This window comes from Anaerophilus nitritigenes, assembly GCF_004138215.1.
Classification (GTDB): domain Bacteria; phylum Bacillota; class Clostridia; order Peptostreptococcales; family Thermotaleaceae; genus Anaerophilus; species Anaerophilus nitritogenes.
Window position 1 is genome coordinate 91,396 of the sequence record NZ_RYYS01000032.1, and the last position, 17,907, is coordinate 109,302.

The 17,907-nt window shown below is 29.2% G+C and carries 19 protein-coding genes, 1 pseudogene and 1 riboswitch; of the genes and pseudogenes, 13 read left to right on the top strand and 7 right to left on the bottom strand.

Annotated elements, in window-relative coordinates:
- The first annotated feature begins 2 nt into the window (after nucleotides 1-2).
- Nucleotides 3-272, top strand: coding sequence for an EscU/YscU/HrcU family type III secretion system export apparatus switch protein (locus EK368_RS04660; protein WP_129596892.1), 270 nt, complete (start codon nucleotides 3-5; stop codon nucleotides 270-272).
- Between the two features lie 198 nt (nucleotides 273-470).
- Nucleotides 471-860, top strand: coding sequence for an 8-oxo-dGTP diphosphatase MutT (gene mutT, locus EK368_RS04665; protein ID WP_129596894.1), 390 nt, complete (start codon nucleotides 471-473; stop codon nucleotides 858-860).
- A gap of 101 nt (nucleotides 861-961) precedes the next feature.
- Here mutT and EK368_RS15235 read toward each other — a convergent pair whose 3' ends face one another.
- The 7 genes and pseudogenes from EK368_RS15235 to EK368_RS04695 all read right to left on the bottom strand — a co-directional run bounded on the left by EK368_RS15235 (nucleotide 962) and on the right by EK368_RS04695 (nucleotide 5,640).
- The gene (locus EK368_RS15235; RefSeq protein ID WP_279222259.1) at nucleotides 962-1,087 is read right to left on the bottom strand and encodes a hypothetical protein; all 126 of its coding nucleotides are present in this window, start codon (nucleotides 1,085-1,087) and stop codon (nucleotides 962-964) included.
- Between the two features lie 49 nt (nucleotides 1,088-1,136).
- Nucleotides 1,137-1,775 carry a 3,4-dihydroxy-2-butanone-4-phosphate synthase gene (gene ribB / locus EK368_RS04670; protein ID WP_129596896.1) on the bottom strand — a complete coding sequence of 213 codons (639 nt, stop codon included), beginning with the start codon at nucleotides 1,773-1,775 and terminating at the stop codon, nucleotides 1,137-1,139.
- A 139-nt stretch (nucleotides 1,776-1,914) separates the two neighbouring features.
- Nucleotides 1,915-2,028: riboswitch (FMN riboswitch) on the bottom strand.
- Between the two features lie 119 nt (nucleotides 2,029-2,147).
- Nucleotides 2,148-2,954 (bottom strand): MBL fold metallo-hydrolase, encoded by an 807-nt coding sequence (locus EK368_RS04675; protein WP_129596898.1) that lies wholly within the window; start codon nucleotides 2,952-2,954, stop codon nucleotides 2,148-2,150.
- 272 nt (nucleotides 2,955-3,226) lie between these two features.
- Nucleotides 3,227-4,081 carry a GNAT family N-acetyltransferase gene (locus EK368_RS04680; RefSeq protein ID WP_129596900.1) on the bottom strand — a complete coding sequence of 285 codons (855 nt, stop codon included), beginning with the start codon at nucleotides 4,079-4,081 and terminating at the stop codon, nucleotides 3,227-3,229.
- Nucleotides 4,082-4,182: 101 nt separating this feature from the next.
- Nucleotides 4,183-4,272, bottom strand: a pseudogene (locus EK368_RS15165) (GNAT family N-acetyltransferase); the annotation flags it as partial.
- 293 nt (nucleotides 4,273-4,565) lie between these two features.
- A complete protein-coding gene (locus EK368_RS04690) occupies nucleotides 4,566-4,712 on the bottom strand; it encodes a hypothetical protein (protein ID WP_243109362.1) in 147 nt (48 codons plus the stop codon).
- A 352-nt stretch (nucleotides 4,713-5,064) separates the two neighbouring features.
- Nucleotides 5,065-5,640 carry a DNA-3-methyladenine glycosylase I gene (locus EK368_RS04695; protein WP_129596903.1) on the bottom strand — a complete coding sequence of 192 codons (576 nt, stop codon included), beginning with the start codon at nucleotides 5,638-5,640 and terminating at the stop codon, nucleotides 5,065-5,067.
- 1,028 nt (nucleotides 5,641-6,668) lie between these two features.
- Between EK368_RS04695 and EK368_RS04700 the strand changes: the two genes are divergently transcribed.
- From EK368_RS04700 to EK368_RS04750, 11 genes are all read left to right on the top strand, one after another.
- Complete coding sequence (locus EK368_RS04700; protein WP_129596905.1) at nucleotides 6,669-7,022, top strand: YraN family protein; 354 nt, start codon at nucleotides 6,669-6,671, stop codon at nucleotides 7,020-7,022.
- Nucleotides 7,023-7,073: 51 nt separating this feature from the next.
- A complete protein-coding gene (locus EK368_RS04705) occupies nucleotides 7,074-8,603 on the top strand; it encodes a YifB family Mg chelatase-like AAA ATPase (protein WP_129596907.1) in 1,530 nt (509 codons plus the stop codon).
- Between the two features lie 15 nt (nucleotides 8,604-8,618).
- Nucleotides 8,619-9,698, top strand: coding sequence for a DNA-processing protein DprA (gene dprA, locus EK368_RS04710; protein ID WP_165000322.1), 1,080 nt, complete (start codon nucleotides 8,619-8,621; stop codon nucleotides 9,696-9,698).
- A 76-nt stretch (nucleotides 9,699-9,774) separates the two neighbouring features.
- The gene (gene topA, locus EK368_RS04715) at nucleotides 9,775-11,850 is read left to right on the top strand and encodes a type I DNA topoisomerase (protein WP_129596910.1); all 2,076 of its coding nucleotides are present in this window, start codon (nucleotides 9,775-9,777) and stop codon (nucleotides 11,848-11,850) included.
- A 351-nt stretch (nucleotides 11,851-12,201) separates the two neighbouring features.
- A complete protein-coding gene (codY, locus tag EK368_RS04720; protein ID WP_129596912.1) occupies nucleotides 12,202-12,981 on the top strand; it encodes a GTP-sensing pleiotropic transcriptional regulator CodY in 780 nt (259 codons plus the stop codon).
- Nucleotides 12,982-13,378: 397 nt separating this feature from the next.
- Entirely contained in the window at nucleotides 13,379-13,792 is a 414-nt protein-coding gene (flgB, locus tag EK368_RS04725; protein ID WP_129596914.1) for a flagellar basal body rod protein FlgB, read from the top strand.
- A gap of 6 nt (nucleotides 13,793-13,798) precedes the next feature.
- Complete coding sequence (gene flgC / locus EK368_RS04730; protein WP_129596916.1) at nucleotides 13,799-14,236, top strand: flagellar basal body rod protein FlgC; 438 nt, start codon at nucleotides 13,799-13,801, stop codon at nucleotides 14,234-14,236.
- 20 nt (nucleotides 14,237-14,256) lie between these two features.
- Nucleotides 14,257-14,547 carry a flagellar hook-basal body complex protein FliE gene (gene fliE, locus EK368_RS04735; protein WP_129596918.1) on the top strand — a complete coding sequence of 97 codons (291 nt, stop codon included), beginning with the start codon at nucleotides 14,257-14,259 and terminating at the stop codon, nucleotides 14,545-14,547.
- Nucleotides 14,548-14,581: 34 nt separating this feature from the next.
- Nucleotides 14,582-16,123, top strand: a complete 1,542-nt coding sequence (gene fliF, locus EK368_RS04740) for a flagellar basal-body MS-ring/collar protein FliF (RefSeq protein WP_129596920.1) — start codon at nucleotides 14,582-14,584, stop codon at nucleotides 16,121-16,123.
- 11 nt (nucleotides 16,124-16,134) lie between these two features.
- The gene (gene fliG, locus EK368_RS04745; protein ID WP_129596922.1) at nucleotides 16,135-17,145 is read left to right on the top strand and encodes a flagellar motor switch protein FliG; all 1,011 of its coding nucleotides are present in this window, start codon (nucleotides 16,135-16,137) and stop codon (nucleotides 17,143-17,145) included.
- Nucleotides 17,138-17,899, top strand: a complete 762-nt coding sequence (locus EK368_RS04750; RefSeq protein ID WP_165000323.1) for a FliH/SctL family protein — start codon at nucleotides 17,138-17,140, stop codon at nucleotides 17,897-17,899. Before fliG ends, EK368_RS04750 begins: the two co-directional genes overlap by 8 nt.
- Nucleotides 17,900-17,907: the final 8 nt, after the last annotated feature.

The following is a 17,907-nucleotide window of genomic DNA, read 5'->3' on the forward strand; positions in this document are numbered from 1 at the left end:
ATATGGATAAAAAAAAAGAAATTGCAGTAGCTTTAAAATATGAACAAGATAAAAATGTAGCTCCCTTGGTTCTTGCAAAGGGAGAAGGATATGTTGCACAAAAAATCAAAGAAAGAGCACAAGATGAGAATATTCCTACTTATGAGGATGAAAAATTAGCACGTCAGTTGAATCATTTATCTATTGGAGAAGAAATTCCTCCAGAGCTTTATCAAGTAGTAGCAGAAATTTTAGCTTTTATTATTGATTTGGATAAAAAAAATGAAAAGTAAGATGTATTTCATTTCCCTGGGAATATTTTTAAATAGATAGGAGGGCTTCTACTGAGATATTAAAGTTTCATAGAGAGGCCTTTTTTATCTGGATAAATAGAATGATAAAAATTATAGTTTTGATCAAAGTATGAATTTCTCTACAAGATAGACAAATAATAATAGGTATATAAAGATATATTGACAAGGAGAAAACAGATGAAAAAAGTAATAGCAGCTCTTTTGGTAAAAAATGATAGAGTACTCATCGCAAAGAGAAATAAAAATGATAAGTTAGCAAATAAATGGGAATTTCCAGGAGGAAAAATAGAAAAAGGAGAAACTCCAGAGGAGTGTTTAAAAAGAGAAATATTAGAAGAACTTCAAATTCATATTTCTGTAGGAAAGTTTTTTGGAGAAAGTATATATGATTATGAGCATGGATCGATTCAATTATTAGCATACTGGGCGAGATGGGATTGTGGAGAATTAAAAACTACTGTTCATGAAGAAATTAAATGGGTAAAAGTAGATGAATTAGATGAATATGATTTTGCACCAGCGGATATACCAGTTGTATGTAGATTAAAGGAGATGGATAAATGTTGATAGTTTACTACAAAGGAAAAATGTATTTCTGCTTCAGAAAGATTTCTAAGTCTAAATAAAAACACACTTCCATATTTTTAAAATGAGGAAGTGTATCTTATTTAACATACTTGTAAATGAGTTTTTTCAAAATTATTTGTTTTTGTAGTTGATATTTTATTCATAGAATGAATCTTTTCAATATTATTAGTGATAGTACTATGATGAGCAATAGAATTTAATTTCATATTTTCATCCCCCATAGTATTATCGGTATATATTTTCTATTTTGATTTCTTACATATTCTGTATATATTCTACAATATCTTCAATAGAAACAACGGTCATATTATGTTTTTTAGAAAAGTTAACGATCTGTGGTAGGCGAGCCATAGTTCCATCAGGATTTGTAAGTTCACATAAAACTCCTGTTGGTTTATATCCTGCTAAATGCATAAGATCAACCGTACCTTCTGTATGACCACGTCTAGCTAAAACGCCACCCCTACGGGCACAGAGAGGAAAAACGTGACCAGGATGAGACAAATCTCCAGGTTTGCAGTTATCTTTTACAGCAGTAAGAATGGTAGTAACTCGATCAGAAGCGGAAACTCCAGTAGTAACCCCTTCCTTAGCTTCGATTGAGATCGTGAATGCAGTTTCATATTTACATGTGTTATTAGGCACCATTTGAGGCAAATCTAATTTGTTAACTTTTTCTTCTGTGAGACAAAGACAAACAATACCACTACATTCCCTAATTAGCATAGCCATCTGAGGTATTGTAATAGTTTCAGCAGGAAAAATAAGGTCTCCTTCATTTTCACGATTTTCATCATCTACAAGAAGGATTCCCTTGCCTTGTTTAAGATTGTCCAATGCTTTTTCTACACGTGTTCTAGAATTTCCAAATTGAGCTAATAATGGTTTATTCATTAAAATTTCCTCCAAATTATAATAAATTTTATATAAAGCACCTCTATTTTTCTAAACTATACATAAAAAATCCCCTTAAGTAACCTTAAGGGGATTTGAAAACACAATAATTATACATAATAAAAATATGTATGATTGTATTCACCTTCTTTCATCCAGACTATACTGTCGGCTTCGGAATTTAACCGAATCTGCCTTACGGCTCGCGGGCTATACCGCCGATAGGGAATTTCACCCAACCCTGAAGGATACTTTATATAATTGTATTATTAATATAACATTTTTTAGATTCCTTTGTCAAACAAAAAATAAATTTATATCCAAATAAGGTATATATATCCTGTAGAATTGTATCAATCATAGCATATACTGTTACCAAACTATTTCTAAGCCTACTCCCACTTCTTTTACAGGCAAAATTTTATGTATTTCTGATTTAACAGCAAATGAAGTACAATGGCAAGGATATAAATCTCTTACATTATTTTGTTTTAGATAATTGATAGTTTCTTTAACCTGGCTGTTTACTTCAAATAAATGAAACCCTCCTATAATTCCCAATATTCTATGATCTTTACATACTTCTTTTGCATATTCTATTATATTGCATATTCCGCTATGGGAACATCCTGTAATAATATAAATACCATTTTCACTTTTGTATACAAGGGCTGTATCATCTAGCACATAATCATCAATTGAAGTTTCACCAATAACTTGTTTACCAATAGGCTTTCTATTTTCGAAGTCGTTTATTTGAGGTATTTCACCTAAAAAAGTTATATGTTTACTAACTTGAATAGGTTCTTTTGAAAGAATTAAATTACATTTTTCTTGTAGTTCTTCTTGTAAAATAGGAGAACAAATTTTTAAATTGTCTATGACTTTTTCTTTAAATGCATCTGGATGAGAGATAATAGAGATATTAGTTTTATAATTTTGTTCAAAATAGTATTGTAACCCTCGTGTGTGGTCATCATGACCGTGGGAAATAACAATAGAGTTTATATTTTTTAAATCTACACCTAATATAGTTGAGTTTTTTATAAATAAATCAGAATATCCTACATCTAATAATAAGCTAATATCTTCATCTTCAATATAATACGAAACAGCAGGTTCTCCACAATAATATTGATCAATATATGTATTGTTATCTACTAAAACTTTTAGTTTCACATCTTTGCCTCCTCTTATTGATAGAATAAGCTTTACAATATTGTACTATATATATATATGAAATTACAAATTATTTGTACATTAATTAAAGAAGGTATTATAATATAAATGGAGTATATGAGTATGCTTTTAGGGGGGAATTTTATGGATCTAAAAAATATCAATCAATATATTAGAAGTATAGAATTACAACGAGACAAGATAGATGGCTACTATAAAATAGTATACAATTCAAATATTTTATAAGTGATAGTCTATTTCACCAAAAAAATTTATAATCTTGAAATCATTTCATATTGGCCAATTGTATATTCAAATCCTAACTTAAGTAAAAATTCTTTTGTCGATTTAGACTCGTCGTCTACATTAAGAACACCAACTCTACAAGATTTTGTATTTTTTAGTAAATCCGTAACGATACTTCTTGCAATTCCTTTACGTCTATAATTCTTATTTACTGCTATTTGAGGAATATCTCCTGTTTTCTTATTAATAATGCCATAGCCTACAATGGTATCGTCAAAATGTATAATAGAATGTATAAACGTATCTGATACAGTGTTGATTGAGTCAATAGAATTTTGCCAAGATGGCGTGAAATCCCAAAATTCCGTTAACTGTTTCCAATTAGTTGAATTAATTTTATCCATATGTTCAACTTTATAGGTTGTTATTGGTTTATATTTATTCTTATCTAACTGAAAACATCCGAAATTTCTTGTAATCTCAAATCCTTGTTTTTTGTAAAGTTGAATTGCAGATGAATTGGATTGAATTACTTCAAGTAAATATTGCTCCACTTTTTTTTCTTTAATCAACTCTCTAACACTTAAAAGCATAGTACTTGTTATCCCTTGTTTTCTATATTCACCTATAACACCTGTTCCAATGTCATACACAGTTGGATTCCCATTCCAGTTTCGAAATCCATTCAGAACAAATCCCACTAACTCATTATTTTTAAATGCACCTATTGAAAGGCATGAAACATAACCTCTTCTTTGAAGCATTTGTTGAAACTTCCAAAGGGACAAATCGGTTTTAACTTGATAATCAGAAAATGCACTTAAGAATGTTTGATGTAGTATTTCAATATTTGTATGTTTAAGCGTTTTATAAATAAACATATTTATCTCCCCCTACCTTTAGTTTTTTGTGACGTATTTTTTACTATTGTGTACTATAAGAAGATTAAGCAATAAATGCTATATAAGAGTAATTAATTATTTCATAGTAATTTTTCATATAGTATAAACCAAGTTAATCCATAGTTTCCAAGTCCTAAGTCAATGATATCAATATATTTAAAACCACATTTCATTTGATTTTCCTAAATCAAAGATGAGATCCATATGTATACCCCTCCAATCAATGAAAAATATAAATAACCTTCTTTGTTATTATACAATATTTTCCATGTGATAATCAAAAGATTTTAAAAAATAATTGGAGTACTATTTTAAATTAAATATTTTATATTTTAAAAAGTGACTCTTTTATGAGCCACTTAAAATTAAATATTGATATTGTTGAAATTCAACAGATTCTCCAGCTTCTTTTATTGATTGTACAATCTAGTTTAAATTAAAACTTCTACTCAAAATTGATGGTCTAATTAATTAAACAAATACCACTTGGAGAAGTGATTTCTATAAGATTGATAAGATTAACAACAGTATCAGTAGGAATATTGTTGATACGAAGGACAGTTCCAGGTAAGTTAGGATATTCATTTATTTGATTTGTATTTATAGTCATTTAAGTCACCTCCTGTCTTTTAGATCGATATAATGTATGTTCATATGGGGACAAGGGTGACGATTTAGTTACAAAATTTTTGGTGGTACAATTAGAAAATAAAAGTATTTTAAATCAGATGTAAAAAGTACTGTTAAGGATCAATGTAGGTGTGAAATAGGTACGGAAAATGGAGAATTCAATGACTTGTATAGCTATGATAGGAATGGATATGGCATTTAAAGAACAAGAATTATTAGATAAATTTTTAAAAAGTGCTTAAATTCCAATGAATATTGGATAAAGGATTTTTTGCCCACTTCATAAATCTTATATAGTTTTTGTTCATCTGTATTCATCAAATATATTTCTCCTATTTAAAATCTAAATTTTTAATTTGTTTATGTCTAAAACAAGCTACTATATGATCGTTAACTAACCCCATAGCTTGTAAATAAGAATATATTATAACTGGTCCAATAAATTTGAAACCTCTCTTTTTTAAATCTTTACTGATTACTTCAGATAGCTTGGTTTTTGAAGGAATTTCTGATTCATTATTCCATAAATTATTAATAGGTTGGTAATTAACAAACTTCCATATATAATGATTAAAACTGCCAAATTCCGTCTGAATTTCGATAAATTTTTGAGCATTATTTATGGATGCTTTGATTTTTTTTTTGTTTTTAATGATTCCTTCGTATTGAATTAGTTCTTCAAATTTTTTATTATTAAAATTAGCTACTGTAACAGGATTAAAATTTTCATATGCTTTCTTATAATTTTCTCTTTTCTTTAAAATCGTTAACCAGTTTAAACCTGCCTGTGCAGATTCCAGTATCAGAAACTCAAAATGTTTATTATCATCAAATACTGGTACACCCCATTCTTCGTCATGGTATTTAATATATATTTTATCATTTTTACACCAAGAACACCTTTTCATTATTCAATCTCTCCCTTATCATCAACAATTTCTTTTTAGGTTTTTCAAGTTTTTTTGACCTATGAAAGTTATTATAGATAGTCTACTTTTATTCTTGAAACGGATATAATTTTGTAGCACCAAGTATTTGAGTCTATAAATATTGACCTTTTTCAGTTACTTGTGATTTTCTTGCATAAATGTAGCTATAGGAATAAGTTTCTTTTCTAAAGAACACGTGTTTGAGTATATTGTAGCATAGTAGGAGGAGAAATATAAGAAAAAATAATATGTTGTAGATTCTTTATTATATGGTTTTGTTAAATATACCTGTTGATAATTTACAACCTAAATATGATCCAAGGGCTTTTCCTGTGACTTCTAGCTATGATATATCCTATCCCCAATATACCTACATATTTGATCAATGATGATATTAACTTTGATAAAATTTAATATTTATGTTGTAAGAGATCAGATAATACATATGATTTAAATTATTATAGAGAAAAAGCTCTAAAACTTTTGAAAAATCGATGGATATATTAAAATTATATAATAAAATATCATCTAATTTAAAAGGAGTAAAAACAACTGATAGGAAAAGATAGAAGAAAATCATTTATTGTAGATATGAATGGAATTCCTATAGATTAAAAGAAACGTAAGAGTGGCTAAAGGGTTTTAAGCATTAATTTTTTTGAAGTTAGGTGAACTACTTTTTAAATTAATTTTGGTATTTTAAAAATATATAAAATAAAAAGCATGGTAGTTACAATAACTATTTATTAAATTTGATGTAGTGTTTTTCTTTTTTTACTAAGAAGATGGTCTAAAATATAGTAGAGAAAATACTGGAGAATCAATGAAGAGGGCATGAGCTATCTTTTTACATATAAAAAATAATTAAATATTCAGAAAAATAGTGAATATATAAAAGACATTTTACAAAAAATGTATGTGAATAAATGTTTTTAAAAATGAATAACATAAATTTTAACAGTGTTTACATCAAAGGGGAGAATATATATAAAAGGAAGTAATTTTTCATGAATCCAAAAGAGTTGGGTAGATTAGGAGAGGAAATTGCAGTAAAGCATTTAAAAAAATCAAAATATAAGGTTATCACTATAAATTATAGATGTTATTTTGGAGAGATAGATATTATTGCTTATAAAAACAATACATATGTATTTGTAGAAGTAAAAACAAGGAAAGATTTATCCTATGGAAGACCTATAGAAGCTATCAATCAAAAAAAGAAAATGCATTTATTACATACAGGAGAGTATTATTTACAGACAAAGAATATCAAAGACTGCGATTTTCGTTTTGATGGAATAGAAATTATTATGAACAATTCTAAAAATCCTTTGATTCATCATATTGTGAATATAATTTGATGAATATGTAATAATTAAAAGTATATTTATTGAATCAAGGAGGCTTTTAAATTGTTATCAAGAGCTTATAGTTGTGTTTTAAATGGTTTAGATGGAGATATCACAGAGGTAGAAGTAGATATTTCTAATGGTCTTCCTGCTTTGAATATTGTAGGACTTCCGGATGTGGCTGTAAAAGAATCAAAAGAGAGAATTAGAGCTGCTATTAAAAATTCAGGATTTGATTTTCCGCTAAAGAGGATTACAATAAATTTGGCTCCAGCCAATACAAAAAAAGAAGGAACTCATTTTGATTTATCTATGGCTTTAGGAATTTTACAAGCATCTGAACAATTAGAAAATGCAGACATAGAAAAATTTGCTTTTATTGGAGAGTTATCTTTAAATGGAAAACTAAATAAAATAACAGGGGCTCTTCCCCTTGTGATTGGACTTAGAAATCAAGGAATTAAAAAAATTATATTACCTATAGAAAATGCTGATGAAGGAGCTATGATTGAAGATGTAGAGATCTATCCTTGTGATCATTTATCAAATGTGATTGAATATCTAAAGGGAGAAGTAGGTATTGACCCTTATAAAGCCAATATACATATAACAAAAGAATATGATCCAAAAGAAGATTTCTCAAATGTACGTGGTCAGGAATTGATTAAAAGAGCATTTGAAATTGCAGCAGCAGGAGGACACAACATCCTGATGATAGGGCCTCCTGGATCTGGAAAAACTATGTTAGCAAGATGTTTTCCAAGTATTCTTCCTGAAATGACTTATGAAGAGTGTTTAGAAGTTACTAAAATTTATAGTGTGGCAGGAGAGCTTTCGAATCATTTATCTTTAATTCAAAAAAGACCTTTTAGAGCACCACATCACACAATTTCTAGTACAGCACTAGTAGGAGGAGGAAGAAAACCAAAACCTGGAGAAGTTTCCCTATCTCATTATGGTGTTTTATTTTTAGATGAACTTCCTGAATTTGAGAGAAGAGTTTTAGAAATGTTACGTCAACCCATTGAAGATGAAGAGGTTACCGTTGCAAGATTATATGGAAATTTTACATATCCTTCTAAATTTATTTTGTTAGCAAGTATGAATCCATGCCCTTGTGGTTATTATGGAGATTCATCTCATGAATGTACTTGTACACCAACACAAATTAAAAAATATTTATCAAAAATTTCGGGACCATTACTAGATCGTATAGATATGCATATAGAGGTTTCTCCTATTTCTTACGAAGAATTATCAAAAGAAAGAGAAGGCAAAAGTTCTACTCAAATGAGGCAAAGTGTAGAAAAAGCAAGAAAAAGTCAATTAACAAGATACAAAAGTGATCGTATATTGTTTAATTCTCAATTAAATGGGAATCAAATGAAAAAGTACTGCAAACTAGAAGAGCAAGAGAAAAAATTAATGGAAAATGCATTTGACAAACTAGGACTTAGTGCTAGAGCTTATACTCGAATTATTAAATTAAGTCGTACTATAGCGGATTTAGATGGAAGTCAAGAAATTAAAACAAATCATATTGCAGAGGCAATTCAATATAGAAGTTTAGATCGGAAGTTTTGGGGAGCATAACAAAGGATGGGTAGAATGAATGAAAAAGATTATTTATTATGGTTACATAGTATCCATGGGGTAGGAAACCAAACTATAGAGTACTTAATTAAAAAATTTGGAAATGCAAAAAATATTTACAATGCTTCTATAGAGGATATAAAAAAGCTAAGTGGAATAAATAAAAGTGTTATTCATAACATAATAGAAAATAAAGATTTATCTATGATTTCTCAGTGGAGAGAAAAAATGGAACAATATAAAATAGATGTTATAATTAAAAATGATAAGGAATATCCAAAAGATCTAAAATATATTTACAATGCTCCATACTTACTATTTAAAAGAGGAAATATTTTAGATGAAGATACAAATGCAGTAGCCATAGTAGGAGCTAGAAAAGCTTCAGCTTATGGAAAATATGTAGCTTATCATCTTGCAAAAGAGCTTGCTAAAAGGAAAATTACTGTAGTAAGTGGTATGGCTTATGGAGTGGATACAATGGCTCATAAAGGAGCCTTAGAGCATGGAGGCAGAACAATCGCTGTATTAGGATGTGGGTTGAATATATGTTATCCTAAGACAAATCAAAAATTAATGCTAGAAATTGAGAAAAATGGAGCAGTCTTATCTGAATATGTAGTAGATACAGAGCCACTTTCGCAACATTTTCCTGCTAGAAATAGAATTATTAGTGGTATTTCTAAGGGACTCATTGTAGTAGAAGCAGGAATAAAAAGTGGTTCCTTAATTAGTGCCGAGCTTGCATTAGAACAAGGAAAAGAGGTGTTTGCAGTACCTGGAAATATCAATAATCCTTTAAGTGAAGGAACAAATAAATTGATTCAACAAGGTGCAAAATTAGTAATCAATATAGAAGATGTATTAGAAGAATTAAATATTGGAAAAAATCCAGATCAAATGAAAAACTTAATGTACCTGAGTGAAGTTGAGAAAGAAATTTATTATATCATTATGAAAAGTCAACCTATTCATTTGGAATTAATTTGTCGACAATTAAAATTAAGAATAGATCAAATCAATGGGATTCTTACAATTTTGGAATTAAAAGATATAATTCAACAGTTGCCAGGAAATTTATTTATGGTAAAATGACTATTCAGATAATGTTTTGAAATTTGGAAAGGTTTTTGATATAATTACTATTGCTTTAACAAGTGGGGGTGAAGTTGTGGCAAAATCTTTAGTGATTGTAGAATCTCCAGCAAAAGCTAAAACGATTGGAAAGTTTTTGGGGAAAAACTATAAAGTGGCTGCTTCCGTTGGTCATGTGAGAGATCTACCTAAAAGTAAAATGGGTATAGATATTGAAAATAGTTATGAACCTCACTATATAACCATCAGAGGAAAAGGTCCTGTGATTAAGGAATTAAAAAAAGAGGTTAAAAAAGCCAAAAAAGTTTTACTGGCAACTGACCCAGATAGAGAGGGAGAAGCTATTTCATGGCATTTAGCTCATATACTAGATATTGATGAAAATGAAAAATGTAGGATTGAATTTAATGAAATCACAAAAAATGCTATTAAAAATGCAGTGAAAAATCCTAGAAAAATTAACAAAACTTTAGTAGATGCACAACAAGCAAGACGTATTTTAGATCGATTGGTAGGATATAGCATTAGTCCACTTTTATGGAGAAAAATTAGAAAAGGTTTGAGTGCAGGAAGAGTACAATCTGTTGCGACAAAGATTATATGTGATAGAGAAAAAGCAATTGAAGGTTTTGTACCTAAGGAATATTGGAGTATTGTAGGTAGTTTTATAAATGATAGTACTCATGAAAGCTTTGATGCAAAGTTTTATGGAACTATTAAAGAAAAAATGGAACTAGGAAATAAAGATGAAGTAGAAAAAGTGATCAAAGATCTTGAAAAAGGAAAATTTTGTGTAAATGAAGTAAAAAGAAAAGAAAAAAAGAGAAATCCATATCCTCCTTTTACCACTAGTAGTTTGCAACAAGAAGCTGCAAATAGATTAGGATATACTACTAAAAAAACCATGATTGTAGCACAGCAGTTGTATGAAGGAGTAGATGTAGAGGGAGAAGGTAGTGTAGGTTTAATTACTTATATTAGAACGGATTCTACACGAGTTTCTAATGAAGCACAGGAAGGATCTAAAAAATATATTATAGAAAATTATGGAATGGAATATATACCAGAAGAAGAAAAAAAATATAAAACAAAAAAAGATGCACAAGATGCTCATGAAGCGATAAGACCTACTGATGTAGAAAGATCACCTGAAAAAATTAAATCTTCCCTTAGTAAAGAACAATATCAACTATATAAACTCATTTGGGAAAGATTTGTAGCAAGTCAAATGAAATATGCTCTTTATCAAACTTATGCAGTGGATATTGTAAATCAGGAATATTTACTAAAAGCAAATGGATCAAAATTAGTATTTGATGGATTTTTGAAGGTATATACTTATGGTGCTATTTCAGATAATGAAATTCCAGAAGTTCTAAAAGATCAAGAGATGATATTAAAAAAGTTAGATCCTAAACAACATTTTACTCAACCACCAGCAAGATTTACAGAGGCTTCCTTGGTAAAAGAATTAGAAGAAAAAAATATAGGAAGACCTAGTACATATGCTCCGATTATATCTACTATATTGAGTCGAGGGTATGTAGAAAGAGAAAGTAAAGCATTGAAACCTACAGAATTGGGAATTGTTGTTACCGATTTATTGAGATCATATTTTCCAGATATTTTAGATGAATATTTTACTGCAGAGTTAGAAGAACAATTAGATAAAATTGAAGAAGATCAAGTAGAGTGGATGAAGGTAATTGACGAATTTTATAAGCCTTTTGAAAAAACTCTAAAATATGCAGAAGAAGAAATAAAAAAAATAGAATTGATTGAAGAAGAGACTGATGAAATTTGTGAAGTTTGTGGTAAAAATATGGTGATTAAATATGGAAAGTATGGAAAGTTTTTAGCATGTTCTTCATATCCGGAATGTGAACATACAAGGCCTTTTTTAAAAAAAATAGGAGTAGAGTGTCCTAAATGTGAGGGAGAACTAGTAGAAAGAAGATCGAAAAAGGGAAGGCTATTTTATGGATGTGGAAGTTTTCCAAATTGTAATTTTATGACATGGGGTAGACCTATTAATGAAAAATGTCCAGAGTGTGAAGCTATTTTGATCAAAAAAATCAGAAAAAAAGATATTTTAATTCAATGTTCTAATAAAGAATGCAAATATAAAAGAGTTGAAGAACCTAATGAATAAATCGAAAAAATTGAATAATTTTAAAATTATATGTTGAATAAATTACAAAAATGTGATACCATTGCTTGTGGTTTGTTCAGAGAATACTTAACATGAAAAATAATGATTGTGATGGCAACCAATCTCAAAAGAATCCATGCTAAATGGAATAGGGATTGGCAAGGCTTGAATTTTAAGAAGATTTTAAAAACAGAAATGATTAAAAGTATTTTGAATAATAATCTTATTCAATACATAATTTTCTATGTATTATAAAAAATTATTTTTGTATAAAAGAGCAAACTAAAAATAAGAGTTTGATGAATAACTCATACACGATACTATAAGAAAAATATTACAAGGAGGATTCAAATGAGTAAGACATTATTAGAAAAAACAAGAAAACTCAACAAAATACTTCAACAATCAGGAAATATACCTGTTTCATTTTCGGAATTATGTAAAACTTTAAGTCAAGTACTAGATGCTAATGTGTATGTAAGTAGCAAGAAAGGGAAAGTATTAGGAGTAAATTTAATAGATGATTCAGAAAATCCTATTATTACAGATTCTGATACAGGAAGACAAAAATTCCCAGATGAATACAATGAACAATTTATGAAAATAACAGAAACTAGATACAATGTAACTGGAGATGAACTATTAGAAATCTTCAAGTATGATGTAGAAAGCACTGATAAGCTTGTAACAGTTGTTCCTATTAATGGAAGTGGACAAAGATTAGGTACATTAATTTTATCAAGACATGATAAGATGTTTATAGATGAAGATTTGATCTTAGCAGAATATAGTGCTACAGTGGTAGGTATGGAAATTTTAAGAGCAAAAAGTGAAGAAATTGAAGAAGAGGCAAGAAAAAAAGCTGTTGTACAAATGGCAATTGGTACTCTTTCTTATTCAGAACTTGAAGCTGTTGAGCATATCTTTGACGAATTAGAAGGTAGCGAAGGACTTTTAGTAGCTAGTAAAATTGCAGATAGAGTAGGAATTACAAGATCTGTTATTGTGAATGCACTGAGAAAATTTGAAAGTGCAGGAGTGATTGAATCTAGATCATTAGGTATGAAAGGGACACATATTAAAATTTTAAATGATAAACTAACAGAAGAATTAGAAAAGTTAAAGAGATAAAAAAACAACCTAAAGGTTGTTTTTTTATTTTGAAAAAAATACTTTTGATAAAATTGAGAAAATATCCATTTTTTCTATTCGGATATTTTAAAAAATCTATTGATAAATTTTCCCAAAAATTTTTTTTTTATTATATAATAAATGCTGTATTTGATAAATATAGATTTTAAATATTGGAAATTCCACACATATAGTTCCTATTTCCTATTTTAGGCAGATTCATAACAAATTATGTATAAATGTAGTATAATGAGATGAGAAAAGAAGAACTTTGTAATAAAATGGCATGGGAAAAATGAAGGGAAAATGCAATTTATGTCGAAATATAATAATTGCATAAAACAAAAATAAGATAGGATAATTATAGAATATGTAATAGAATAGTAGGGGGAAAAAAATGGATATTTTTAACAAATCTTTTGGAAATATAAATGTTTTGAAAAAATCATTAGATGCTTCTTGGATGAGAGATGAAGCCATATCCAATAATATTGCAAATGCAAATACACCTAAATATAAAAGAAATATGGTTCAATTTGAATCTATTTTAAAAGAAAATTTGGCTACTTCGTCTATACAAGGAGCACGAACCCATGAGAAACACTTATTTATAGGAAAGCAAAATATAGAGGATATCAAACCTATGAAGACAAAAGATTTAAACAGCAAATACAGAAAAGATGGAAACAATGTAGATGTAGATGTAGAAATGGCAGAATTGGCCAAAAATACAATTCGATTCAATATGGTTTCACAGAGAATAAATTCTAATTTTAAAAAATTAAAAATGATAATAAAAGATGGGAGGTAACTTTTTATGGGAATGTTTCATTCTATTAATATAAATGCATCAGGATTGACAGCAGAAAGATTAAGGATGGATATCATTTCAAAAAATATAGCAAATGCAAATACCACAAGGACTAGCAGTGGAACTCCGTATCGAAGGCAAGTCCCAGTATTTAAGCAAGTAGATGCATCTTTTTCACAAGTGTTAAGCCAAGTAAAAAATGGAGAACCTGTGGGTAATGGAGTGGAAGTTATTGGTATTAAAGAAGATAAAAGTCCATTTAAAAAAGTTTATAATCCAGGACATCCTGATGCAGACAAGGAAGGATATGTACAAATGCCTAATGTGGATATTGTTACTGAAATGGTGAACATGATTTCTGCTACGAGATCTTATGAGGCAAATGTAACAGCTATGAATTCTACAAAAAGTATGGCAATGAAGGCATTAGAAATTGGTAGATAGTGAAAATGGAGGATTTTAAAATGAATATAAATAGTATTATGAATATAGCTACAAAAGATACTTCTTATAATTCAAGGAAAATAGATCAATCAGAAAACTTTTCGAGTTTTTTAAAGGATGCACTAGACAAAGTCAATGATTATCAAGTAGAATCAGAAAAAATGGATACCCTAGCAGCCTTAGGAGAAATTGATAATATTCATGAAGTTATGATAGCCGCTGAAAAATCTGAAATTGCTTTACAATTCACTGTAGAAGTCAAAAATAAAGTTCTAGATGCCTATAAAGAAATTATGAGATTACAAGTTTAAAAATGATTTTATCCATAAGAAATGAGGTGGATTGATGGGCAGTGGGCTAGAACAAATAAAAGAACAGTTAAATGATTTTTATAAACAGTTGAGTAAAGCACAAAAAATTAAAATTGGCATTAGCGGATTATTAGTAATTGTGAGTATGGCATTATTATTTCATCTTACTTTAAAACCTGAATATGAAACTTTATTTAATGATATTACACCAAAAGATCGAGGAGAAATAACCCAAAAGCTTGACGAAATGTCTATACCTTGGAAAACGAATGATACAGGAAGTAGTATTTTAGTAAAAAAAGAAGATAAAAACAAAGCACAAGCAAATTTAGCAGTAGAAGGTCTTCCAAAAGAAGATTTTTCATATGAACAAATGCTAGACAATAGTAGTTTAACCATGACAAATGAAGAGAGAGGCAAAAGATTTTTAATTGCCCAAAAAAATGAATTATCTAATGTTATTAGAGAAATTCAAGGAGTGAAAAATGCAAAAGTTAATTTAACTGTAGCAGAAGATACAAATTTTTTAATGCAAGATAAAAAATCAAAAGCATCTGTATTTGTAGAACTAGAGCCTAAAGTTCAGTTATCTAAAGATCAAGTCAATGGAATTATAATGATTGTTTCTAATGCAGTAAAAGATTTAGACTCAGAAAATGTAACTGTGGTAGATAATCGTGGACAGGTTTTAAATAAAGATACTGAAGATGAAGCTTTTGAGGCATCTACCCAATTAAACCTTCAACATCAAGTACAAAATAAAATGCAAAATAGCTTAACAGAATTTTTAGCTACTATATATGGTCCTGAAAACGTGGCGGTTATGGTCAATGTAAAACTTGATTTTGATAGTGAAGTAACAGATGTAAAAGAGTTCGCACCACCAATTAAAGATGAAACAACAGGACTTGTTAGAAGTATGAATGATCTAAAAGAAGAAGTAGTCAATGGTATGGAAGGTGGAGTTCCAGGAACAGATACAAACTCAGAAGATATTGTACAATATGAAGAAACTGAAAATAATCATTCGAAATATAAAAAATCTAATGAGATTATTAATTATGAATTAAATGAGATGAATAAAAAGCTTGTAAAAGCTAAAGGGCAAGTGAAAGATATTACAGTTGCGGTAGTTTTAAATAAGCAAACACTTCCTAACCAGGAACTTACAGATGAAGAACGCAAAAAAGTAATGAATATTGTATCTGCATCTACAGGAATAGACACCAAAGTTGTAGAAGTAATGGCAAAAGATTTCGATAATACCTTAGCAGATGAACTTGCAAATATGCAAAAAGAACCTAAAGGGTTAGAAGCAATTCCATTATGGGCTATGGCTATATTAGGTGCATTGTTAATAGGAGCCTTAGGATATACCGTATATAGAGTAAGAAAAAGAAAAGAGGAAATGGAGGAGATACTAGAGACTCCTATTCCAACATTAGAAGAAGAGGCAAGTGAAATCGAAATAGAAGTAAGCGAAAAATCAGAGTATAAAAAACAGATTGACAAATTTATTGATAAAAATCCAGAAGCTACAGCACAACTGCTTAAAAATTGGATTAACGAAGATTAGAGGTGTAGGGGATGGCTAAAAAAACAGGATTGACAGGGAAAGAAAAAGCAGCTGTACTATTAATCTCTTTAGGACCTGATAAGTCAGCAAAGATTTTTAAACATCTTCAAGAAGAGGAAATAGAAGAATTAACTTTAGAAATTGCAAACATGAGAAGAATTTCTCCTGAAGAAAAAGAGAAGGTGTTGGAAGAATTTTATCAAATTTGTTTGGCACAAGAATATATTTCTGAGGGTGGAATCAATTATGCAAAAGAGATCTTAGAAAAAGCACTAGGTTCAGAAAAAGCATTTGATATTGTAAATAAGCTTACGGCTTCTTTACAAGTAAGACCTTTTGACTTTGTAAGAAAAGCAGATGCTAGTCAATTGTTAAACTTTATTCAAAACGAGCATCCGCAAACAATTGCATTGATTTTATCTTACTTAGGACCACAACAGGCAGGACAAATTGTTTCAGCTCTTCCTCAAAATAAACAAGCAGAAGTTGCAAAACGTATTGCAACTATGGATAGAACTACACCTGAAATTATTAAAGAAGTGGAAGCTGTATTAGAAAGCAAATTATCTTCTATGGTTACACAAGACTACACATCTGCTGGAGGAATACAAGCAATTGTGGATTTATTAAATGCTGTAGATCGAGGAACAGAGAAGTTTATTATGGAATCACTTGAAATTGAAGATGTTGAATTGGCAGAAGAAATTAAAAAGAGAATGTTTGTATTTGAAGATATTATTACATTAGATAGTACATCTATTCAAAGATTTATACGTGATGTAGACAATAATGAACTTGCAGTTGCATTAAAAGGTTCTACGGAGGAAGTACAAGAAGTTATCTTTAACAACATGTCTAAACGTATGGCAGAAATGATCAAAGAAGATATGGAATTTATGGGACCAGTTCGATTAAAAGATGTAGAGGAAGCACAACAAAAAATCGTAAATGCTATTAGAAAACTTGAAGAAGCTGGAGAAATTATAATATCTCGTGGAGGAGGAGATGAAATCATTGTCTAAAATTTTTAAGTCCTCTTATGTGATTCTAGGCGAGAAAAAACAAATTGTGCCAGAAAATATTTCAAAAGATGAAGATCAAGAAGAAAGTCCTGTTAAAAATCCTTATGAAGATATTGATTATGAAAAAATACACAAACAAAAAATGGAAGAAATTGAACTGCTTATACAAGAAAAAATAAATGAGTCTAAAAATTATGCAGAGCAAATTATAAAGGATGCTCAAGAGGATGCAAAAAAAATACATGAACAAGCACAAGAAGATGGGTATAAAAATGGGTGTGAAAAAGGACATGTTGAGGGGTATATAAAAGGCAAAGAGGAAGCACAAAATCTTATTGAAGAAGCTCTACAGATTAAAAAAGAAATATTGAAGACAAAAGAAAATTTAGTAAAAAACTTAGAGAAAGAAATGATTGATTTAGTCATTCAAACTGTAGAGAAAATACTTAATGACAAAGTAGAAAATTCTCATGAAGTTATTATAGGACTTATTCAATCAGGACTCAATAAATGTGCTTATACAGAAACTATAACTTTAAGAGTAAGTCCAAAAGATTATGAATATGTAAATGGTGCAAAAGATAAAATACTATGTTTAGCAGAAAATATTGATGATATCATGATCAAACAAGATGCTACTTTGACAAAAGGAAGCTGCATGATTGATACTATTTCTGGAAGTGTAGATGCAAGTATACAAACACAGTTTGAACAAGTAAAATCATTATTTTATGAATTATTAGAGAGCGAGTGAAAAGATCT